Annotated in this window: 12 protein-coding genes and 1 pseudogene; 12 read left to right on the plus strand and 1 reads right to left on the minus strand. The window is 63.2% G+C overall.

Annotation, left to right across the window (positions count from 1 at the left end):
* Window positions 1-69 precede the first annotated feature (69 nt).
* The 12 genes and pseudogenes from ACVWWN_RS11785 (at window position 70) to ACVWWN_RS11840 (ending at window position 15,616) form a co-directional block, all read left to right on the plus strand.
* Entirely contained in the window at window positions 70-486 is a 417-nt protein-coding gene (locus tag ACVWWN_RS11785) for an Hsp20/alpha crystallin family protein (RefSeq protein ID WP_457144056.1), read from the plus strand.
* A gap of 59 nt (window positions 487-545) precedes the next feature.
* A complete protein-coding gene (locus ACVWWN_RS11790; RefSeq protein ID WP_457144057.1) occupies window positions 546-851 on the plus strand; it encodes a hypothetical protein in 306 nt (101 codons plus the stop codon).
* 402 nt (window positions 852-1,253) lie between these two features.
* Entirely contained in the window at window positions 1,254-1,628 is a 375-nt protein-coding gene (locus tag ACVWWN_RS11795; RefSeq protein ID WP_457144058.1) for a J domain-containing protein, read from the plus strand.
* Window positions 1,629-1,690: 62 nt separating this feature from the next.
* Window positions 1,691-2,191 (plus strand): XRE family transcriptional regulator, encoded by a 501-nt coding sequence (locus tag ACVWWN_RS11800; protein ID WP_457144059.1) that lies wholly within the window; start codon window positions 1,691-1,693, stop codon window positions 2,189-2,191.
* 348 nt (window positions 2,192-2,539) lie between these two features.
* Window positions 2,540-4,282, plus strand: a complete 1,743-nt coding sequence (locus tag ACVWWN_RS11805; RefSeq protein ID WP_457144060.1) for an NAD(P)/FAD-dependent oxidoreductase — start codon at window positions 2,540-2,542, stop codon at window positions 4,280-4,282.
* A 2-nt stretch (window positions 4,283-4,284) separates the two neighbouring features.
* Window positions 4,285-8,820 (plus strand): annotated as a pseudogene (locus tag ACVWWN_RS11810) (type I polyketide synthase); the annotation flags it as partial.
* Between the two features lie 118 nt (window positions 8,821-8,938).
* A complete protein-coding gene (locus tag ACVWWN_RS11815; RefSeq protein WP_457149096.1) occupies window positions 8,939-9,841 on the plus strand; it encodes a beta-ketoacyl reductase in 903 nt (300 codons plus the stop codon).
* Between the two features lie 47 nt (window positions 9,842-9,888).
* Entirely contained in the window at window positions 9,889-10,698 is an 810-nt protein-coding gene (locus tag ACVWWN_RS11820) for an ABC transporter ATP-binding protein (protein WP_457144061.1), read from the plus strand.
* A 77-nt stretch (window positions 10,699-10,775) separates the two neighbouring features.
* The gene (locus ACVWWN_RS11825) at window positions 10,776-11,555 is read left to right on the plus strand and encodes an ABC transporter permease (protein ID WP_457149097.1); all 780 of its coding nucleotides are present in this window, start codon (window positions 10,776-10,778) and stop codon (window positions 11,553-11,555) included.
* On the plus strand, window positions 11,537-12,916 hold the full coding sequence (locus ACVWWN_RS11830; RefSeq protein WP_457144062.1) for a cation:proton antiporter: 1,380 nt from the start codon (window positions 11,537-11,539) through the stop codon (window positions 12,914-12,916). The genes ACVWWN_RS11825 and ACVWWN_RS11830 overlap by 19 nt, the downstream gene beginning before the upstream one ends.
* Window positions 12,917-13,698: 782 nt before the next feature.
* Complete coding sequence (locus ACVWWN_RS11835) at window positions 13,699-13,848, plus strand: DUF7160 family protein (protein ID WP_457149098.1); 150 nt, start codon at window positions 13,699-13,701, stop codon at window positions 13,846-13,848.
* Window positions 13,849-14,743: 895 nt separating this feature from the next.
* Window positions 14,744-15,616 (plus strand): GAF and ANTAR domain-containing protein, encoded by an 873-nt coding sequence (locus ACVWWN_RS11840; RefSeq protein ID WP_457144063.1) that lies wholly within the window; start codon window positions 14,744-14,746, stop codon window positions 15,614-15,616.
* A gap of 583 nt (window positions 15,617-16,199) precedes the next feature.
* On the opposite strand, the gene ACVWWN_RS11845 is transcribed toward ACVWWN_RS11840, so the two are convergent.
* Entirely contained in the window at window positions 16,200-16,589 is a 390-nt protein-coding gene (locus ACVWWN_RS11845) for a hypothetical protein (RefSeq protein ID WP_457144064.1), read from the minus strand.
* Window positions 16,590-16,629 lie beyond the last annotated feature (40 nt).

The following is a 16,629-nucleotide window of genomic DNA, read 5'->3' on the forward strand; positions in this document are numbered from 1 at the left end:
TGCTATAAGAAATCTATGACAGTTCACATAGATCTGTCGGACAGTCTAGATGGGTAGGAGGAAGAGATCATGTTGATGCGCACCGATCCGTTTCGCGACTTCGACCGCCTCGCCCAGCAGGTGTTGGGCACGGCGGCACGCCCGGCGGTGATGCCGATGGATGCCTGGCGTGACGGAGAAAAGTTCATTGTGGAGTTCGATCTGCCGGGCGTGGACGAAGATTCGCTGAGCCTCGACGTCGAGCGCAATGTGCTCACCGTGCACGCCAAGCGACCCGACCTGGATCCCAACCGCGAGATGGTGTCCGCCGAGCGGCCGCGTGGAGTGTTCAGCCGGCAGTTGTTCTTGGGCGAGACCCTCGACAGCGACCAGATCGAGGCAAGCTATGGCGGCGGGGTGCTGCGGTTGACCATCCCGGTAGCCGAGAAGGCCAAGCCGCGCCGAATCAAGATCGCCAGCGACGAGAAGACCGCAATCGGCGCCTGACGACGGCCCACCTCACGACTGGGGCAGGGCCGCGGTATTCAGAGAAGGGGGTGAATGACATGGCGACCTACACCGGATGGGCAATCAGCCTGCTCGATGAGGCGGCGGCGATAGTGGAGGCCGAGTGGATGCGCCTGCAGCAGGACGAGGCCCTATGGGAGCGTGAGGTCGCTGACCTTTTCTCCGAGATGCCTGCGGCCCGCCCCGGCCCGCCCCGCTTCGGCGTCACCACGACGCAGCGGCGGCGCCCAGGCCAATGGGTGCCAAACGACCGTCGCAGGTGCCCGACGCGGCGATGCCTCCCAACGCCGGTATGGGCTACCCAGCGGTCTCCTCCGGCAAGCCCGGTTGTCCTGCTGAAATGAACTGTCAGACAGGGGAGGTGATGCCACCACCGATGATCATCAGCAGCAACGACGCGCGTGTCGCCCACAATGATTCCGATGTCGCGTCACCGCGGCCGGCTCCAGCGTCCGGGATCGGCCCGCGTACGCACCGCCACTCGAGGTGGCAGTTCGAAGTGGGCAGTGCATCACGTCGTTGCCAGGCCCGGCAGGTCGGCGGGATGGCTCTTCGGGGCATCCCTGCCGGCTGCCCGGGGTCGCTCACAACAAGCATCAAAGAGAGTCCTCGGCGACGTGGCCTCGATGAGTTGAACCCGACGGCGCGATCGGCCTCAGTGTCCGATGGACCGTCTCACGGCGGTGGCTCCCGGTCGCCCTGTAATCCCGGGAGTCACCGCACCATTGCTCGGAGGTAGCAGCGCCGTGCGCGAGAATCCCGATCCCTACCTGGTGTTGGGTGTGTCACCGACGGCATCCCAGGCCGAGATCACCCACGCCTACCGCAGCCGGCTACGCGCCCACCACCCCGACACACGCCATACACCGACCCCGCACACCGCCGACGAGCACCTACGGCAGGTGCTTGCTGCCTACGCTCTGCTCCGTGACCCCGCTCGCCGCGCCGACTACGACCGCGCAACCGCCATGCCGCCACGCGGCTCACAACGTCCGACACATGCTGGCCGTCCCCTGGGCGACCGCGTCCGGATCCCAGTCACCTTCCGCAACACCAGCCCCACTGCGCCACACGTCTCAGTGCCACCATTGCGGGCCGGCCCGGTGCGCCGGCACCGGTAACTGCGATTCTGCCGGACAGTAGGCGCACAGTCCGAATCACTAAACGCCACAGAGGACCTCGTATGGGCTTCGACACAAAGAGTGCACTCGACCAACCACGCACGGCAGTGGCGAACCCAAAACCCGCGCGGGACAACGTTGTGCGCATCGACCTATCCGATCCACCCACGATCCCCGCGATCAACTCAATCACCATGCAGGCCGCACCAGACCTTCCAACATCGGGCGAGATACCGACTTCACCGAGCCACGTCGATAGACCACACCTGGAACCTTGCAGCCCAACCAACCTTCTGCCCAGTGAGATTGACACCAAAGAGGAAAATGCAGCGACATGGTCAGCACGCCAGACACTGATCACCGCTGTCATCAAGCGCATCACCCAACAGCGCCTCACCGCGGCTCAAGCAGCCGTTCTTCTCCATCTCACCGGCCCACGGGTGACGAAGCTACTTCAAGCCCGCATCCACGAGTTCACGCTCGACGACCTACTCGAACTACTTCCCGCCCTTGAGCTGACCATTCAGGTCGTGCCGGCCAACGCAGGAGATGAAGCGCGCTAACCGGGGCGAATGTCGGAAAAGCTTCACGACGCAGGCGTGCGGCGCAGATCGCAAGGTGGAAATGCCACTGTCCTGTGGCAAACGCATCGGACGGGTCCGTCGTCCGTGGCGGGCTTGACGAAGACGTCAGGAATCGGTAATCAGTTGCACGCTGTCCGCGCGCCGTGAGTGTGATTCGCTCGGGATGTCCTTCTTCGCGGGCCCGGTGTTCCGACGGTTGGGCATGCGAGTGGTCAGCGGCCTCTTTCTCTAGCAACCGCAGACTGTGTGGCGGTCGCAGTTCTGGGTACGTGGTCGATAAGACTCGAGAAAGGGTGACGGGTGGACGAGCGGGGGCAGGTGGCGCAGATGAGTCGGGAGGCACGACAGGCTCTCGCGCAACGGATCAGATCCCGCCTGTCCCCTGCCGATGACCCGGCTCCGGATCATGACGTGAGCATCGTCGGCGGCGGCGTGGCGGCCCTCACCTTGGCGCTGGAGATTCACCGAGCGCGTCCGACCACGCGGATTCTCGTGATCGAGCCGAACCTTCACCCGGTGCCTGAGGTCACCCATACGGTCGGCGAGTCGACCGTTGAGGTGTCGGCCCACTACTTGCGGGATCAGCTGGGTTTGGCCGACCACTTGAGCACCTCGCACATTCGCAAGATGGGCTTGCGGATGTTCTTTTCCGACGGGCGAAACACTGATATCGCGCAACGGATGGAACTGGGAAGTTCCTCGTTCGTACCGCAGGCGGCATACCAAATCGACCGCGGCAGGTTGGAAAACGAGCTCAACCGACGCTGCGTGGCGGAGGGCGTCGATATCGCCATCGGCCGGGTTCGTTCAGTGGAGGTCGGCTCCGAGAATCGTCCGCACACGATTTCTCTTCAGAGCGACGACGCAGTCACGCAGACCACGGCACGGTGGGTGGTTGACGCGTCGGGCCGGAACCGGATGCTGCCCCGGCAATTGGATCTCAAGCGGCCCAACGAGCACGACTGCAACGCTGCCTGGTTTCGCGTCGCAACGGAAATCGACATCGGCCGATGGAGCGACGATCCGGACTGGCAGGGGCGCCTCATCGAGGGTGACCGTGCGATGTCCACCAATCACTTGATGGGGGAGGGGTACTGGGTCTGGCTCATTCGACTTGCATCCGGCGCCACCAGCGTCGGTATCGTGGCCGACCCGGCGTTCCACAGCTTCGACGAGTTCAACACGCTGGCCAAGGCCGGAGCTTGGCTGCGTGCACACGAGCCGCAGTGCGCCGCGGTGGTGGCGGAACATACCCACCTGATCAAAGACTTCCGGGTGATGAAGAAGTACAGTCATGGCGCGACCAAGGTCTTCGACGGCCTCGACCGTTGGTGCCTCACGGGTGACGCCGGCGTGTTCCTGGATCCGTTGTATTCATCGGGACTGGATCTGGTGGCGATCGGCAATGGTCTGATCACCGACATGATTGCCCGTGAACTGGACGGTGAGGATGTCGTCGGACGAGCCCAGATCAGCGACTCCCTGTTTCGTTCGCTCACCGAGATGTGGCTCGCCGTCTACCAGGACCAGTACCCACTGATGGGCACGCCGACCGTGATGTCGTCGAAGATCATCTGGGATGTCGCGTTCTACTGGGGATTCGTCGGTTTTCTCTACATGAACGGCCGGTTCGTGAGCTTCGCCGACGATCTTGGCTTCGTTCCCCACCTCGAGGAACTCATCGCGCTCAGCAACCGTGTCCAACGGTTCTTCCGGGAGTGGGCAGCAGTGGAAAGCGGCTCCTCCTCTGTGCCGTTCGTCGATCTGTATTCGCCGCTGAACTTCATGGTGGCCCTGCACACCGCGATGATGGGAACCAGCCCGAACTTCGCCGAACAATTCGATACGAATGCTCGGCTGCTGCGTCAACTGGCAGGTCAGCTGGTCGAAACCGTTCTCGCGGAGAAATCGTCGATGTTCGCAGACGACGACGTGATGCGGCAAGTGCAGGCCTGGCAACGGGATTCGCTCTTGCACGCGCTCAGATCGGCCTATCGCCAGGAACAGGCGAGCAACCCGGTCAGCAGTGACTGGATCGTCGCCACCTCACCGGTCCTGCAGTCCAGTTGACCATGCTCACCGGACACGGCGACCACGAACCGTTGGCGATCGTCGGCATCGGCTGCCGTCTCCCCGGCGGCGCCGACTCATCGGGGAGCCTGTGGAACCTGCTGTGCAGTGAAACCGACGCGACGGGCGTCGTCCCCGAAACACGCTGGAATGCCGACCGATACCACGACCCGCATCCATCGAAGGTCGGCAAGATCGTGACCCGGCGAGGTGGATTTCTCAGCGAGATAGATCAGTTCGATGCCCAGTTCTTCGGGATGTCTCCGCGCGAGGCGCACTCACTCGATCCGCAGCAGCGCCTCCTGCTGCACGCCACCTGGGAGGCATTGGAGGACGGGGGAATTCCCGCCGATGGATTGGCGGGCACCGACGTCGGAGTATTCATCGGCGGATTCACCCTCGACTATCAACTGCTGCAGAATCAGGGCCGTACCAGTCGTTACCGGTTCAAGTCCCATTCGGCCACCGGGATGATGATGACGATGCTGGCGAACCGGATCTCGCACGCCTTCGACTTTCGCGGCCCAAGTATGACTATCGACACCGCGTGTTCCGGTTCGCTTGTCGCGGTGCATTTGGCGGCGCAGAGCATCTGGCATGGAGAGTGCGATGTCGCCCTTGCCGGTGGTGTCAACATCATGATCGGCCCCAACACTGCCATTGCGGAATCGAAGAGCGGATTTCTCAGTCCCGAGGGACGTTCCAAGGCCTTCAGCGACTCCGCGGACGGTTATGCGCGCGGAGAAGGCGGCGCAATCGTCATCATCAAACCGCTTCAACGGGCGCTCGATGACGGCGACGAGATCTACGCACAGATCCTCGGCACGGCGGTGTCGCAGGACGGCCACACCGACGGCATCACCGTGCCCCGCGAGGAAGCCCAGGAAGCTGCGATCAGGACCGCCCTTCGGCGAGCAGGTGTCGAGCCGTCCGAGGTCGGATACGTGGAAGCGCACGGCACCGGCACGCCCGTCGGCGACCCCATCGAGATGCAGGCGCTTGCAAACGCCTTGACGTTGGATCGGACGGCAACAAATCCCCTTCTGATCGGATCGATCAAGACCAACATCGGTCACCTCGAGGCCGGCGCCGGGGTGGCCGGCCTGATCAAGGCCGCACTGGTGGCCAAGCACGGATACATCCCGGCGAATCTGCACCTTCAGTCTCCGACCCGACACGTGTCTCCCGCCGACCTGAAGATCGACGTTCCTGGGACGGGTCGACCATTCCCCGACTACGAGCGACGCGTGATCGGAGTGAACTCTTTCGGATTCGGGGGCACCAACGCCCATGTGGTGCTCGCCGAACCGCCTGCCCGGGTTTCCGCCCCCGCAGTGAATCAGCCCGCGCAGCTGGCGCCGACCTTGCTTCCGATCTCGGCTCGTAGCGAAGAAGCGCTGGCCGCGGCGGCCGGTCGGTTGGCCGGGCATCTGGTCGCGCACCCCGATGTGTCGCTGGCGGATCTGGGTTACACGCTCGGCCGGCGACGAACCCACCTGAACCATCGTCATGCCGTGCTCGCCGACAGTGTCGCCGAAGCGGCAGAACAACTTCGAGCCCTCGCCGACGGTGGAGCGATCTCCACTGGCCGCACCGATCTCACCGCGCCGAAGCTCGCTTTCGTGTGCAGTGGCATGGGCCCGCAGTGGTGGAAGATGTGCCGGGGGCTGCTGGACGTCTTCCCCGCCTTCACCGACAGCATCCTGCGCAGCGACCGAGAGCTGTCCTGTTACGCGGACTGGTCTCTCATCGATGAGCTCCGACGCGATGAGACCGCCTCTCGCATGGCAGAGACGGAGATCGCGCAACCGGCCAACTTCGCCATTCAGATCGCGTTGGCCGAGCAGCTCGCACAGTTCGGGATCCGCCCGGATGCCGTGATCGGCCACAGCGCAGGTGAAGTGGCCTCCCACCATCTGGCCGGTCTGCTCACCTTAGAGCAGGCGGTCGAGGTGATCTATCATCGGAGCCGGCTCCAGCAGCGCACGAGCGGACAGGGCCGGATGCTCGCTGTCGGCCTCGACGCCGACACCCTGATGCGGACGATCAGTGGGCCGGCACTCGACGAGTTCGGCCAGCGCGTGTCGGTGGCGGCGATCAACAGCCCGTCGGCTGTGACCATCGCAGGCGACAGTGACGTCCTCGACGACATGGCCGGCCAATTGGAAGAGGCAGGAATTTTCAATCGGTATCTCTCCGTGAAGGTGCCGTATCACACCCACTACATGGACGCGGTGAAGCAGGACCTCGTCAGCGCCTTCGAAGGCCTATCGTCCAAAGCCGCTGCGATCCCGGTGTATTCGACGGTTACCGGTGAACAGTTGGAGGGATACCAGGCCGGCGCCGCCTATTGGTGGCAGAACACGCGCGCCACCGTTCTCTTCGAACCGGCGGTCCGCCGAATGCTGGAGGATGGATACTCCCACTTCGTCGAGCTGGGCCCACATCCCGTTCTCGCGGCGTCGATCTTCGAAATCGCCGGGAAACAACGGGTTTCGGTGATGGCCACCCAGCGACGGAACCTCGATGACAGCCGCGCACTACTCAATTGCATCGGCGCACTACATTGCAACGGTCATGAGATCGCGTGGAACGCGGTGAACCCCCGGGACGGCGGCCGACTGCTCACGCTCCCGTCCTACCCATGGCAGACGAAGCGTTTCTGGAACGAAACCCGGGAAGCGGTGGAGTCGCTGTTCTACGACCCGGTGCATCCACTTCTAGGGCAATCCGTAAGCGCCCTGCATCCCACCTGGGAAGCCGAACTCAGCTCCGTTTTCAACCCATTTCTCGCCGACCACCGGGTGCAGGGCAGCGTCGTCGTGCCCGGCGCGGTATACGTGGAAATGGCTTCGGCGGCCGCCAACGCGGTCTACGGGTCGAACCACAGTGTGGACAACCTGGTACTTCACCGCGCAGTCATACTCGACGAAACCTGCGACCCCATTCTCAAAACCACCCTGAACGAGGACGACGGCACGCTGGAGTTCGCCGCGTTCACGGTCACGGCCGACGGCGATTCCAAATGGGCCATCACCGCGACCGCGGAGCTCAACACCCTTCCGGCGGCGCCGCGCCGTCAGGACCGGCCGGATCGGAATCAGCCGGTCACCTCGATCGGCGGTGACGACTTCTACCTCCGCACCGCGGCAATCGGCTTTGACTACGGCGACGCGTTTCGATCCGTCCACAGTGTGACCGCCGGTGAAGACTGGGCCGTTGCTGAGATCGCTGTTCCGGCGGCGATCACCGACGACATCGACCACTTCCGATTCCATCCGGCACTCCTCGACGGCGCCTTCCAAACATTATTCGGGGCACCGTTCCTCGGGCAGGAAGAGAACCAGGACCCGTACCTCCCGACCCGGATACGACACTGCGCTATCTACGGTGCAGCTGAACAACACATGAAGGTTCACGTTCGCGTCGTTTCGGCCACCAGCGAAGAGGTCGAGAGCGACATCACGATCACCGACGCTGTCGGGAGGCCGCTCGCTGTCTTCGACGGCTTCTCGGTGCAGTCGCTGAACGCCTCGTCTCGCGTGTCACCCGATCGTATCGACAACGGGCTGTTTGAGATTCAGTGGTGTGCCACGTCCGATGAGATGAAAACAGACGTGCGCGAGGAGCATGAGAACGCCACCCGGAATATGTCCTGGCTCGTTCTCGCCGACGACACCGGTGTCGGCGCAACCCTGGCGGAGGAACTGCGTCGCCGCGGCCACCGCGTTCTCGTGGTCAACCACCAACCCGTCGCTGCACTCACCGAGATCGACGGGGACTACGTGATGAACACCCGATGCCCCGAGCAGATGGGCCAGCTGTTCACCGACCTCGGCGGCAAAGGCGACCTCGAAGGCATCGTCAACTGCTGGCCACTCGATATCTCCGACCGCCTCTCCGCCGACGAGAATCATCAGCTGGGCGCGTTCGCCACCCTAAGCCTCGTGAAGGCACTCGCGGAGAACGACACCGTAAAGTCCCGCCTTCACCTGATCACCACGAACGCGCAGCCGGCTCCCGGAACCCAACTGCGTGCCGTCGACCAGGCCGCTATCTGGGGTCTCGGTCGAGTCATCGGCCACCAGGAATTCTCCGAACACTGGGGCGGCATCATCGACATCGATGACACCGACGACCGCGCTGAAACCGCCGCACGCATCTGCGAGCACCTTCTCGACGACGGGTCCGAAGATCAGATCGCGATCCGCGGCCGAACGACGTTCGTCCCACGACTGCGCCCGTGCAGCAGCCTGACAAGACCGTTTCCCACCAAGCTGACCCCTGATGCGACCTATGTCGTGACTGGCGGTGCAGGAGCGCTCGGCCGCATTGTGGCCGCCTACCTGGCCGAACGCGGAGCACGCCACATCACGCTGCTGAGCCGAAGCAGCATTCCGTCGAGAAGCCGATGGCTGACACTGGCCGAAGACGACCCGCACTTCGCGACCATCAGCACGATCCGGGCGATCGAACGCCTCGGTGTTCAAATCTCGACCGCCAGTGTCGATGTCGCCAATGGCGAGCAGGTAAATGCCTGGCTGAGCAACCACATGCGAGATGGCGGCAGGCCGGTCCGCGGAATCATCCACGCCGCCAGGATCGGTCAACGACCAACTACTTGTGAATATGAGTGGACACGACTTCGCCAAGGTGATGGCGCCCAAGGTCATCGGTACTTGGGTGCTGCACGACACCTTCAAGAATCACAACCTCGAATTCTTCGTCATGTTCGGATCCGCTGGATCGACGATTGCGTCACCGGGTCAAGGGAGTTATGCAGCCGCCAATGCCTTCCTCGACGCCTTCGCGCACTACCGTGTCGCGCAGGGCCTGCCGGCACTCACCATCGGGTGGGGACCGTGGTCGGTGGGAATGGTCGAAGAGCTCAAGTTGGAGAAGATCTACGCCCAGCGGGGCATCGAGCTGATCACACCCGCAGTGGGCGCACGCATTCTCGATCGGCTCATCAACCAAAGGACACCCAGCGTCGTCGCCATCAATGCCGACTGGAGCCGAGCCCGGCAGGCCGGATTCGGCGGACTGCCACCACCGATGTTCTCGGATCTCGGAACATCCGAAACATTCTCAGCTGCGACCGATTCCGACGGCTCGGTGCTCGCCGTTCTCGCAGCCGCTCCGGAGGTCGACAGGCCGGCGGTCATCGCGGATCACGTGAAACACATCGTCGCCGCTGTCTTCGATTGCGCCGTAGACGATTTGGATTCCGACGTTATGCTGGAGGACATCGGCCTGGATTCTATGATGGCGATGGATTTCCGGGTCAGGATCAATATGGTGTTCTCGATCGATCTCCCAGTCCTCGAGATACTCAGAGGCGTCAGCGTCAACTCATTGGCCGATCGAGTGCTCGCCGAGCTCCGCTCGATCCATGGCGACGTGTCCGCAGCCACCGGAGCTTCGTCGCCACCGCCGCCGACTGTGGTCGACGACGAGGTAGACCGGCTGATGGACGAACTGTCCGACGCCGATGTGCGAAAGCTGCTAGCCGAACTGGAGGCTGAGGCCGAGACGGAAGCGGGAGAGCCACACTCGTGACGTCCTCACCACCCACGAATCAGTCGTCCGCAATAACCGTGCGCGGATTGTCGAAGGCTTACGGGGGATTACATGCGGTACAGGATCTGGATCTCGACGTCGGTTACGGCGAGGTCTTCGCGATCCTTGGTCCCAACGGGGCCGGCAAGTCGACCACCATCGAGACTCTCGAGGGCCACCGGAAACGCGATGCCGGGCAGGTACACGTTCTAGGCGAAGACCCTGGGACTGCGGGGCGCAGTTGGCGCGCCAGGATCGGCATCGTGCTGCAGGAGACCAGTGACTTCGGGATGCTGACTGTACTGGAGACGGCACGGATGTTCGCCAAGTGTTACGGCGAGGCCCGGGTGCCCGAGAAACTACTCGAAGTCGTGGGACTCGCCTCGAGTGCCGGTTCGAAGGTCAGGACGCTCTCCGGGGGACAGCGACGTCGGCTCGACGTCGCTCTCGGCATCATCGCCGAGCCCGAACTGCTCTTCCTGGACGAACCGACCACGGGATTCGACCCCGAGGCGAGACGACAGTTCTGGGATCTCATCAGGGTCTTGGCCGACGACGGCACCACCATTCTGCTCACCACCCACTACTTGGAGGAGGCCGCCGCTCTGGCCGACCGCGTCGCGGTCATCGCCAGTGGCCGGGTGACCGCGGTGGATTCGCCGACAAGATTGACCGCACACATGAACGTGGCCGCGACGGTGCGGTGGATGGAGGGAGATGTGCTCCATGTGGAGCAGACCGACCATCCGACCGAGCTGATACGGCAGCGGTCGACGGGTGGGGCGGAGTTGGCTCAACTCACCGTCACACGACCCACGCTTGAAGACGCTTATCTGCACTTGATCGGGCTGGCGTGATGGCGATCGAAGCGACGGAGAACGTTGCCCAGCCCGGGCACCGCGTTGACGACTCCCGCTCAACCCTGCCGTCTCCAATGCGCATCGGGTTGTCCCGAGTCGTTCCCGAGCTGAAGATGTTCTATCGGCGTCCCGAACAGCTGGCTCTGACCTTCTCGATGCCTGCGGTGATCTGCCTTCTGTTGGGCTCCATCTTCTCGGCGAAACTGCCCGGTGCGGAAACAAGCACCGGTGCCGTCATCGCAGCGAGCATGCTCGCCTACGGAATCCTGTCGACATCGTTCACCAACCTCGGGATCAGCATCGCAGCCGACCGGGAAACGGGCGCCCTGAGGCGACTACGTGGAACGCCGGCGACTGCATCGTCGTATTTCACCGGGAAGATCATGCTGGTCGCCATCGCGAGTCTCGCCGAGGCTCTCATCCTTCTGTTGGTGGGCGTGCTGGTCTTTGGGCTTCATCTACCCACCGACGTGTTCGGATGGTTCACGCTGAGCTGGGTGTTCATTCTTGGCATCATCAGCTGTTCACTCCTGGGCATCTTCGTCAGTAACCTCGTCAGCAACGCCCTTTCGGCTGCGGTCATCACCAACGGCCCGGCAGTCGGTCTGCAGTTCCTGTCGGGCACCTATGTGCCGCTCATGGTGTTGCCCACGTGGATGTTGATCGTCGGCTCGATCTTTCCCGTCAAGTGGATGGCTCAGGGCTTCCGGTCGGTCCTGTTGCCGCCGCAGATGGTCGTCTTCGAACCGGCCGGCAGCTGGGAGCACGGGCGGACATTTCTGGTCTTGGCCGCGTGGAGCATCGTCGGTCTGCTGGCTTGCCTCTCCGTATTCCGATGGTCGGACAAACGCTGATGCCCCCGCTTCTGTCGATCGCCTCCCACTTCTTCCTCCAGATCGCCGTCATCCTCGCGACCTATCGCCTGCTGTGGCCGTTGTTCCGCCGACTCGCCCAGGTCCAGGTGGTCGCCATCATGGTGGCCGGATTCGTGCTCGGCCCTTCGGTGTTGGGATCCATATGGGCAGCCGGGCAGCATTGGCTGTTCCCCGCGAAGCTGACCATCGGAGGCGAAACCTTCACCCACCCCAACCTCACGGTCATCTACGTCGTCGGCCAACTCGGCCTCGTGCTCTACATGTTTCTGGTGGGGGCGTCGTTCAAGCTGGACATCCTCGGCACACACGTGCGGCAGGCCGGTGTCACCGCCTCCGCCGGTATCGGTGTCCCTCTGGTGCTCGGTGGCGTCGTCGGATGGTGGATGGTCAGCGTCGGCGGATACTTCACGGACAAGGTCGTGCATTGGCAGGGTGGTTTGTTCGTCGCAGCCGCCGTGGCCATTACGGCGTTTCCGATGTTGGCGTGGATCGTCTACGACTCCGGACTGCTCGATACCCGGTTGGGGACGATGGCGCTGTCCTGCGCCGCCATTGACGACGCGTGCTCCTGGGTCTTGTTGGCGACAGTCGTTGCGACGGCCAAGGGAAGCATGTTCGGCGCGTTTCTGGCCATCGGAGGCGGGCTGGCCTACCTGGCGTTCATGGTCTACGTCGGCCGTCCGCTGCTCGGGAGATTAGCGACGTGGACGCCACCCCGCGCCGATATCGAACGCACCGGCGGCGTGCCGATCGCGCACACGAGCATCGTTCTCCTCGTCGTGCTGACCGCAAGTTGGTTCACCGATCTGGTCGGAATCTATTCCGTGTTCGGCGCTTTCGTGGCTGGTGCCGTCATGCCACGCGGTGCGCTACTCGAGACGATCCGCGAGCGGTTCGAACCGCTGGTCGCATACCTGCTGTTGCCAGCGTTCTTCATCTATTCGGGGCTCAATACTCAGCTCAACCTGATACTGGACCCAGCCACTCTTCTCGTGGCGGGCGTCGTACTCGTCGTGTCCTTCGCCGCAAAGTTCGGTGCCATTGGGCTGGCAGCCCGTTCGCAGGGCATGAGTTGGCACGAGGCCGGTTCGATGGGAGCACTCGCCAACGCTCGTGGCCTGATGGAACTCATCTTGCTCAACATCGGATTCGAAGCCGGACTGATCTCGGGGAAGCTCTACACCATCCTGGCGCTCATGACGATCATCACCACGTTCGTCGCCACACCGCTGCAGCGACTGTTCGAACGCCGCCTTGAGAAGTCGGGGTCGAAGTTCGGCCCGGCAGGGGAGGAGCCTCACGGCGAAGTGTCTCAGGTTCCTTACGTATCTGGTTCGTAGTCGCGTTCGCAGACGCCCGCGGGTGGTTTCGACGTGAGAAGTAACGGGACAACCCGACATTGTTGGTGATGGCAATCCGCTGCGGTGTGAAGCTCGGTCGTTGGTCCTGGGCGCCGTACGGTTGAACCGAAGACCGCTCGTGGCGAAGTGCGGCGACCATATGTCTCGGGGAATCGTCCTGTGCCACCCCATGATGCCTCATAGCTGACCTCCGCTGACAATCGTCGCCTTTACCTTAGTGAACGCGTTCCCACGGTTGAGTCCGCCGTAGGCTTCCAACACTTCTTCGAAAAGGCGGACGATCAACGGTTTCCGATCGGCCTGGGGCCGCGAAGGTCGCGGATCAATACGGCGAGAGCAAAGTGCCTGGTGTCGAATACCTCATTGTGTCGCCCGAAGTCATCGTCGATCATTCGGCTGGGGGCCTCACGGTCAAGGAGGTCGGGACCATCGACAGTGGCAGACCTGAAACGCATATCGAATCTGGGCATGGCATCTCTCCTACTGGGGCACAAGCGGGCCGTCGCTTGGCATCGGTGCTTCGGCGGCACGACTGATCCGATCGAAATCTGAGAGCCGCCGCTGCTCCTAGCCCTAGTCTGCCGCTAGGACCTCCCGCGCCGTATCGGCCACTGGCTTGCAGATAAAGCGAGTCCGCCAGCGCGCCCCCTGGCTGTCGCACTGGGGACGATGGGACTGCTCGGCTCCCGACTGGTGTTCGATCTGGGTTTAGACCCGGTCTCACCGGCTAACCTGCCGAGGTGCTGCCACGCCCGCCCGTAATGGCTTTATGTAACGTATGCAGCCAGTCAGCGAAGATCGTATGGGTCAAGCCAGTCTGGTCGGCCGGCCACGAGGAGCCGACGCGGTGGTTCGTCGACGTCGAATGTGGCCGCTGTGGTGTGCAGCCAGGCTGGTGGGAAGCACTATGAGCGCTCTTCATCGTGCGGATCGTGTTGCCGCTTAGGAGAAGACGTCCGCGGCTGGCCGTCAGGCGGTCCTTGGTAACCGGCCCATCGACGGCCTGGTCATGCGCTCGGTTTGATCGGGCCAGGCGGCAACCACAGGTCGCTGCTAGAGGAGGCCCGCTCAACGTTCAACCGGAACGGGCACTGTAGGCAACATTGAAGACCGAGGGCTGTCCGAGCCCTCGGAGGTACCGAAACAGAAGGTCGTACTGCACGGCCGCCACCGCGGTTGCTCAGGCGGCCGCCACGGAGAGAAAACCGCCACAACCGTCAAAGAACGAAAGTCGTGGATGTTTCGAGTCACTATGTATTCGAGTCACTATGTAGGGGCATCCGGCGGGCCTTGAAAGGAGTTCCGATGGGCGGAACCCGCGGCATTCTGGTCCACCAAAAGCCCGACCATATGGATTTCAATCGTCTGCTGAATGGGATCGACGTCTCGACCGGCGATTGTCCACGGAAGCACCTCAGGCAGCTGTGTCGGCTGATTTTTCCGGACGCCGTCGCACAGCTGACGTTCGAGAGCCGCGCCGAAGAGGTCCGGCTGCAGCCGATGCTCCAGCAAGGAGCCTCGCGGCGCACGCTCAATGCAGCTCGGCTATGCACGGGAGGCGGTGCGACGGACAGCCGCGACGCGGCCACATCCGGTGGTCGCACGCCGATCGCTCGGCAACGTCGCCGCTGCCGTGCCGCTGACCCTGATGATCGGTCGCCGGGACACCGTCGACCGCGCCGCCCGACGGTCGCGGGGGGAGGATCTGAACACCCGCGCTGGCGTACCCACGAGGCGGTATGAGTTGACGGTAGACACTGCGCGCAAGTCGCCCACATGCGCCGGGTCTTGTCAGGGGGTTAGGTTATGACGGGTTTTCAGGGGCCGCCATCGGCAGATGACGCGGGTGACATCACTGCCCGGATCGATGAGGCCATTTCTGCCGAGCTTCGTACTACGCGGCGGCAAGGGCACGGAGACGTCTATTCCATTCTGTCGACCATCACAGCGCTGGCCGTGGACCTGATCCCACCTGTCCACCACGCGGGCATCACGCTGATCGAAGCCAGTGGAGTGATCCGGTCGCTGGGCGCCACTGACGGACATCCACTGGTTCTGGACAACCTGCAACGACGCTTCCTCGAGGGGCCGTGCTATCACTCGGCGCACGACCAGCGCCCGTACGCTGTTCCTGATCTCGAGCGGGAGCCGCGTTGGAGCATGTTCGTTGAGAAGGCGCTGAGAAGCACGCCGGTTCGATCGATTCTTGCGATTCCGCTGTCCGATGACGACACCGCCCACGCCGCCTTGAATCTGTACGCAGACAAGGCAAAGGCGTTCGACGAGAGCGCTACGGCAATGGGTTTGGTATTCGGCCGCCAGCTGACCCGAGTGATGCGGTCACCGAGCGGTCGCAAAATAGTGCGCGGATCTGCTCATCGGTCGGACGTCGTCGGCCAAGCCAAGCAGCGGCTTATGCATCGGTTCGATCTAGATGTGGCACAGGCGGTGTCGGTGCTGGTGCAATTGTCCAAAGAGCAGCACGATTCGCTTGAAGCGGTCGCTCGACTGCTGCTGGCGGGGGATCAGCGCGGCATGGCAATCTTGGACTACGACGCCGACCGCCAACGCGGCTACCCGGCCGACGGAGGCGGCTCGAGTTCGCGCGGGTTCTGCTTGCTTGAGATAGCCCGACCACCGGACTCCCTCCAACCAGATCGACACAACCCGGTGGGCTGACCCGGCGATGTCCACGACACCACCGAGATGCACCTCGTAGGCCGGGTCGCTTTCATGCTTTGCAATTGCTTCGTCCACCTTGGACGATATGTCGTGCGCCATGCTTCTCCTGGACATCAATATTTCTGTGGCGCGTGCTGCTTACCGCCGGTGTAGTGCTCCGACGTACCCGTTATCCGTGCGCTCAACCGGCTGGCTCGTCGACAGCCGAAGGTCTGCGCCTATGGCGAACCGACCAGGGGCTAGACCAATTCGGCGTCCTCGAGTGCGCCGTCGACCTGGCCTCCTATAGCCTGCACGCCTGCGGGAATTGTGTTGTCAGTCTCGCGGCGGATATGCCAGCGGCGATCATCGGGGCGACAAACACATGACGCCCGTCTTCGCAAGCCCCATCCGTGGCGCAGCTGGCCAACGGTCGGTAAGGCCGCTGCAGGGTCTTTCGGTGCTGGCGGCACGGGCACCCAAATCGGCTTCAACACCGCGCGTCCGGTTGCCAGGGACGGCGTATCCGCGGTCGGCGGGTCGGCATGACGGTCGCCAGGGCAGCTCCGCGCAAGCCCATTTGACCAGGAGGTGGCGACGATCAAACGCGCTGACGAGCAGTTTTCGGCGGCGTGGCAGTGCGTCGACGGCTTGGCGGAAGTGCCATCACGTGGGTGTCGGCCTTGCCCTGATCCTGGAGGAGGATGACCCCTTCAGCGTCGCTGCCTACCGGTTTAGCCGCACCCTCCAGTGCTTCACCGACGACTCGGACGGCACGGGGCAATGCGGAGTTGGTTAACACCTTGAACGCCGGAACGGCAGCGATGAAAATTGCCAGCGGTGGCTCCACCAGGCCCAAGCCGACAGCGGCCGCCAAACCCCCGAAGTAACCCACCGAGCGCGGAATATCGATCTCCACGCGGCCGGCTCGAATCTCCAGCACTTTACCGGGTGCGCCCATGCGCACCTCGAGCATTTCTTCTGTTGCCACGCCTGCTTCTCCTTCTCATTCCTGGGGCACCGGCCTACCC

The sequence above is a fragment of the Mycobacterium sp. URHB0021 genome (assembly GCF_054057895.1).